The organism is Pseudomonas sp. P5_B2 (genome assembly GCF_056400445.1).
Map to the genome: position 1 here is coordinate 1 of NZ_JBFULH010000262.1, position 5,906 is coordinate 5,906.

4 protein-coding genes and 2 pseudogenes are annotated in these 5,906 nt (G+C 58.3%); 2 read left to right on the forward strand and 4 right to left on the reverse strand.

All coding sequences use genetic code 11. The features are described 5' to 3' along the window. The 4 genes and pseudogenes from AC1DRJ_RS17765 to AC1DRJ_RS17780 all read right to left on the reverse strand — a co-directional run. Positions 1-173, reverse strand: a pseudogene (locus tag AC1DRJ_RS17765) (ABC transporter permease); the annotation flags it as partial. Beyond that, on the reverse strand, positions 174-1,616 hold the full coding sequence (locus AC1DRJ_RS17770) for a mannose-1-phosphate guanylyltransferase/mannose-6-phosphate isomerase (RefSeq protein WP_477803307.1): 1,443 nt from the start codon (positions 1,614-1,616) through the stop codon (positions 174-176). A 3-nt stretch (positions 1,617-1,619) separates the two neighbouring features. Beyond that, positions 1,620-2,591, reverse strand: coding sequence for a GDP-mannose 4,6-dehydratase (gene gmd / locus AC1DRJ_RS17775; RefSeq protein WP_477803308.1), 972 nt, complete (start codon positions 2,589-2,591; stop codon positions 1,620-1,622). Continuing rightward, positions 2,588-3,502 (reverse strand): GDP-mannose 4,6-dehydratase, encoded by a 915-nt coding sequence (locus AC1DRJ_RS17780; RefSeq protein ID WP_477803309.1) that lies wholly within the window; start codon positions 3,500-3,502, stop codon positions 2,588-2,590. Before AC1DRJ_RS17780 ends, gmd begins: the two co-directional genes overlap by 4 nt. A gap of 426 nt (positions 3,503-3,928) precedes the next feature. Between AC1DRJ_RS17780 and AC1DRJ_RS17785 the strand changes: the two genes are divergently transcribed. Continuing rightward, the gene (locus tag AC1DRJ_RS17785) at positions 3,929-5,494 is read left to right on the forward strand and encodes a glycosyltransferase (protein WP_477803310.1); all 1,566 of its coding nucleotides are present in this window, start codon (positions 3,929-3,931) and stop codon (positions 5,492-5,494) included. Next, positions 5,488-5,906 (forward strand): annotated as a pseudogene (locus tag AC1DRJ_RS17790) (glycosyltransferase); the annotation flags it as partial. The gene AC1DRJ_RS17785 and the pseudogene AC1DRJ_RS17790, both read left to right, overlap by 7 nt.

The following is a 5,906-nucleotide window of genomic DNA, read 5'->3' on the forward strand; positions in this document are numbered from 1 at the left end:
CGCATGATGTGGGAAAAAATCACGGTGTAGACGATGATCATCGACAGGGGGTTGAGCACCGGCCACAACGCGCCGAATAACGAATTGCGATAACGCGCTTGAAACTCACGCTGGACGCTACCGAGGATGAACCCTCGATAGCTGCGAAGCGAGCGGTACAGAGAAAGCAGCATTCAAACCGTCCTGCCATATTGGTCTTCGAAGCGAACGATATCGTCCTCTCCCATGTATTCGCCGCTTTGCACTTCGATGATCACAAGGTCGATCACGCCGGGGTTTTCCAGGCGATGTTTGTGACCGGCGGCAATGAACGTCGATTCATTCTTGGCCACCAGCTGGGTGCCGGTACCGTTGTTGGTGACCTTGGCCATGCCTTCGACTACTACCCAATGCTCATTGCGATGGTGGTGCATTTGCAGTGACAACTTGCCACCGGGTTTGACCACGATGCGTTTGATTTTGAAGCGAGGGCCTTCTTCAAGGACGGTGTAAGTGCCCCAAGGTCGGCTGACCGTACGGTGCAGGCGATAGGCTTCGTGCTGCTCGTCCTTGAGCTGCTTGGCCACCCGACGCACGTCCTGGGCGCGATCAGCGTGGGCCACCAACACCGCATCGGCGGTGTCGATGATGATCAAGTTATCCACACCCACGGCTGCCACCAGACGGTTTTCGCTCTGGATAAAGTTATTATGACTGTCTATGAGCACCGCGTCGCCGCTGGTCCGGTTGTTTTGCGCATCTGCCGGTACCAGTGCGGCTACCGCCCCCCACGAGCCGATGTCGCTCCAGTCGAATGCGGCGGGCACTACCACCACTTTGTCGGAACGCTCCATCAGGGCGTAGTCGATGGAAATGTCTGTCATTTCGGCAAACAACGCCGGGGACAATTCCTGTTGCAGGAACCCGATGGTTTCCACCGGGCTACTGGCCGCCATACAGGATTTCGCCTGCTCGAGTAACTCGGGGGCGTGAATCGCCAACTCGGCCAGCACGGTGGCGATCGAGAAGCAGAACATTCCGGAATTCCACAGGAAGTTGCCGCTCTTCAGGTACTGCATCGCGGTTTGCAGGTCAGGTTTTTCGACGAAGCGTTGCACCTTGGCTGCGCCTTTACCGTCCAGCGCTGCGCCGGTTTCGATGTAGCCAAAACCGGTTTCCGGAGCGTTCGGCACCACGCCGAAGGTTACCAGGAAACCATCCCTGGCCAGCTCCACGGCGTGCTCCACTGCAGTCTTGAAGGCGTCTTCGTTGAGGATCAAATGATCGGCGGGCATCACCACCATGATCGCTTCGTCGCCGTGCAGTGCCTGCAGCGCCAGCGCCGCCGCCGCGATGGCCGGAGCCGTATTGCGACCGGTCGGCTCAAGCAGAAAGTGCCCGCGATGGCGACCGAGGTGCGCCTCCTGATAGTGATCCTTGCTCTGGAAGTAGTAGTCGCGGTTGGTCACCGTGACGATATCGCCCCAGCCATGGAGCAAACCGGCGGCACGGCGGTAGGTTTTGCCTAGCAGCGACTGACCATCGGGCAAGGTCATGAAGGGTTTGGGATGTCCCTCGCGGGACACCGGCCACAAGCGAGTTCCAGCACCGCCGGAGAGGATCACAGGAATCAGCATGGTTTACTCCTTGGCGACGCGTTTCATGTCCGCATCCATCATCATGCGGATCAAGGTTTCCAGGTCGGTCTTTGGCTTCCAGCCCAGTACGCGCTGGGCTTTGGCCGGGTTGCCGAGTAGTACTTCCACTTCGGCCGGGCGGAAAAACGCCGGGTCGATTTTGACAAAGTCGCGATAATTCAGGTCGACGTGTTCGAAGGCGATCCGGCACATTTCGCGTACGGTGGTGGTCACGCCGGTGGCGACCACGAAGTCATCGGGCTTGTCTTGTTGCAGCATCAGCCACATGGCTTCGACGTAATCGCCGGCAAAACCCCAGTCGCGCTTSGCRTCGAKGTTGCCCAGGCGCAGTTCCTGCTGTTTGCCCTGCTTGATGCGGGCGGCTGCGTCGGTCACTTTACGGGTCACGAACTCGATGCCGCGCAAKGGGGATTCGTGGTTGAACARGATCCCGCTGCTGGCGTGCAGGTTGAAGCTTTCGCGGTAGTTCACGGTGATCCAGTGGCCATACAGCTTGGCCACGCCGTACGGGCTGCGCGGGTAGAACGGGGTGTTCTCGTCTTGCTGCTCGGCCTGGATCAGGCCAAACATTTCGCTGGTGGACGCTTGATAAAAACGCGTATGCGGACTGAATTGACGAATGGCTTCGAGCAGGTGAGTCACCCCTAGCCCGTCGACGATGCCGGTGGTGACCGGTTGGTCCCAAGAGGCGGCGACAAAGCTCTGCGCGGCCAGGTTATAGACCTCGTCCGGGGCCGACTTGATGACCGCGCGCTGCACCGAGCAGGCATCGGCCATGTCGCCGTCCAGGTAAACGATGTCGCTCTCGACGCCCATCTCACGCAGGCGCCAGCGCGAATCGCTGCTGCGACGCGCCACTAACCCGTGGACTTTATAACCCTTGTCGAGCAGCAGTTTGGCCAGATACGCGCCGTCCTGGCCGGTGATCCCTGTGATCAGTGCGCTTTTTGTCATTCTTGTYGTACTCGCGGCTCCCAGTCGGACAGGATCGCCCGCGGGGATTGTTGTGTTGGGATTTCAGGCGTCCATCCTGTGGCGTGAGTAAGCTTGGCAGAGCTACCACAGACGCGACGCTGATCTGCGCGGCGAAGGCGTGTGGGGTCTTGAATCAATTGCATATCGACCTGGGCGAGATCCCCCAGTTGTTCAATCAAACTGCGAATGCTCTGCTCGTGCCCCGAGCAGATGTTGTAAACCTGTCCCGGTACGCCCTTTTCCAGCAGTGCCAGGTAAGCCGAAATTACATCGTCCACATCCAGGAAGTCGCGTGTGACATCGATGTCACCGACTTCCAGTTGTGGCGCTTGCAACCCTTGTTTGATTCGGTTGATCTGCCTGGCAGCGCTGGCGATGACGAAGCTTTCGCTTTGCCCCGTGCCAATGTGGTTGAACGGACGGGCGACCATGACCGGCCAGCCCTCACTCAACCCCCATTGCAGACTCAGGAATTCAGCCGACAGTTTGCTCACGGCATAGGGATTGCGCGGACAGGGTGGCTGGCGTTCGGTGATGGGCAGCTCGGCTTCGATGACCTGGCCGTAGACATCGCCAGAGCTGACGTACAGAAACGTCCCGGTGAAACCGCAAGCCTTCAGGGCCTGTAGCAGGTTCAGGGTGCCGATCAGGTTGATATTGAACGTGCGCGCCGGATTGCGGAAGGCTTCAGGAACGAAGGTCTGGCCGGCCAGGTGAATGACCGCGTCGGGCATCTCGGGCCACAGAGCTTCAAGACTGTCCGGCTCAGCGAGGTCGTAACGGGAAATGGCAGGCAGAAGTGCCCATTCCGAGGCATCAGCGTTCAGGCGGGATTGGAGGTGTTGCCCGACGAATCCACTGAGACCCGTCACGAACAGACGCTTTTTCAAACAGCAGCCTCTTGGTCATTCATTTCGTCCATTCCTCACAGGTTTTACGCAGTGGTCTGACAGACCGGTTGGATGCCGTGTCGAAATATAGGCGAAATATTTTATTGTTGTTGTTTGGTCGCCAATTTGTGCCAATTACTCAGCAATTTCAACAGGTCCGATCGTGACCCGTCAGTTCTACTTAGAGTCACCTGATTTTTTCTCTACCTGTGGTTCACGAATCCTCAATGGATGTGTTTAGAATGCCCCTCGTCACGATAACCGGTGTTTGTTTGGGATCTTCCGAGACTCCGCGAATGCGACCATTAAAACAAGAACGTAGACGGGCAAACAGACGATGGGCGATGACTGGCGAACGCCGGCTCGATCCAGGTTTTGCCGTCGTAGAGTGGGGCTGCCGGGATGGCGGTTTCCTCGTGGGATGCCATGAATTTCATTCTTTACTCGGACGTAAACGGCGGCTCCATCAGCCAGAGCCTCGGTCGTCCCGAATACAGTTACTACTTCGTGCTCAAGGCTTATCGTCCGGTGCTCGAAAGCCTTGGACGCGTGCATGTGGTGTCCTCCACCGACGAGGTCGACCCCCTCTACAAACAATTGCTGGCCGTTGGCGAAGACAGTCTGTTTTTGTCATTTACGCCGCCGCAGAAAACCCCGAACAACATTGAGTGCCCGACGATCTGCGTGGTGGCATGGGAGTTCGACTCGATTCCAGACGAGCGGTGGGACAACGACCCGCGTCAGGACTGGACGCAAATGCTGGCGCGTCAGGGGGGGGTGATCACGCTCTCCACTCATACCGCCCGGGCGATTCGCAAGTCCATGGGCGACGACTTTCCGGTGCTGGTGTTGCCCACGCCGTTGTGGGAAAACTTCGCGGACATACGCAGCCAGCACACCAGCGTCCCGGTGAACGAAGGTTCGACGCTGGCGATCAAGGGCTGCATTTTCGATACGCGTACGCTGGGGCTCAGCGCGGACGCGCTGATTCCGGAGCCGCCGACGGCCGAGGAACTGGCAGCGCTAGAGGCTTTGAAACCACCGCCACTGACGCTGAAACGTCGCTTCGTGATTGCCCGGCATTACCTTCATATGTGGCGCCGGGACTTGGGTAAAGCGCTGCCGATCCCGGTGCATCGCACTCATTTTTTGAGCCAGTGGTACTGGGAAGGGATTCGTGACTTGTTGTCGTACTCCGCCCATGCGCGCCTCGCCGCCCGGATGCCGACCATCGCCGGTCCGCAGACGATGGCAGTACCCGAACTACCACCGCGAGAGTGGCCCGACACCAGCAACCAGGTCGAAATCGAGGTTGACGGTGTGGTCTACGTCACCGTGTTCAACCCGCGCGACGGCCGCAAGAACTGGCATCAACTCATTACCGCGTTCTGCTGGGCGTTCCGCGAAACAGATGACGCCACGCTGGTGCTGAAGATTACCCAAAACGACCTGTCGTCTTACTACGATGAGCTGATGACCTTGCTCGCGCAGCTTTCGCCATTCGCCTGTCGGGTGGTGGTGATGCATGGTTATCTGGACGATTCGCAATACGCCCGGCTTTATGCAGCTGCCAGTTACTACGTCAATGCATCGCGCTGCGAAGGGCTGTGCCTGCCGCTGATGGAGTTCATGGCCAGCGGCAAACCGGTGATTGCTCCGGATCATACGGCCATGGAGGATTACATCGATGAGCGCGTGGCGTTTGTGGTCAAGTCCAGTGAGGAGTTGACCATCTGGCCGCAGGACACCCGGATTATTTATCGCACCCTGCGTTACCGACCGGACTGGGGTTCGCTGAAAACCGCTTACGAAAACAGCTACCGGATGGCCAAAGCGCAACCGCTGGAGTATCAGCGCATGTCCCGTGCCGCCATCGAGCGTATGCATAACTATTGCGCTTTCGCCCCAGTGCAGAAGCGCCTGGCGGATTTTTTCGGTCTGACGCCAAAGGCTTTGCCGAAAGCGAATGTAATGGATCACGCCGCATGCTGATCATTATTCATTCGGAAACCAACCAGCACACCATTACCCAGAACCTTGGTCGCTCGGAGTACAGCTATTACTTCGTGCTCAAGGAGTATCGGCCGGTGTTGGAGCGACTGGGTCAAGTGGTGGAAGTCAGCGACCCACAGACCGAAGTCGATGCCTTGTACCTCGACTGTCTTGCCCGTGGTGAAGACTGCGTGTTCCTGTCGTTCTCACCTCCGCATCGCACGCCGGTCAATTTCGCCTGTCCGACGCTGCCGGTATTCGCATGGGAATTCAGCACCATCCCCAACGAGCCCTTCGCCGGTGAGTCTCACAATGACTGGCGCACGGTGTTTGGAGCTTGCGGAGCGGCGATTACTCATTCCAGCTACACCGTTACTGCAGTGCGCGAGGCGATGGGCGCCGACTATCCGAT

What these genes read in the sequence shown, in the direction of transcription:
- AC1DRJ_RS17770 (WP_477803307.1), bottom strand. Translation starts at nt 1,616, where the DNA reads ATGCTGATTCCTGTGATCCTCTCCGGCGGTGCTGGAACTCGCTTGTGG.
- AC1DRJ_RS17785 (WP_477803310.1), top strand. Translation starts at nt 3,929, where the DNA reads ATGAATTTCATTCTTTACTCGGACGTAAACGGCGGCTCCATCAGCCAG.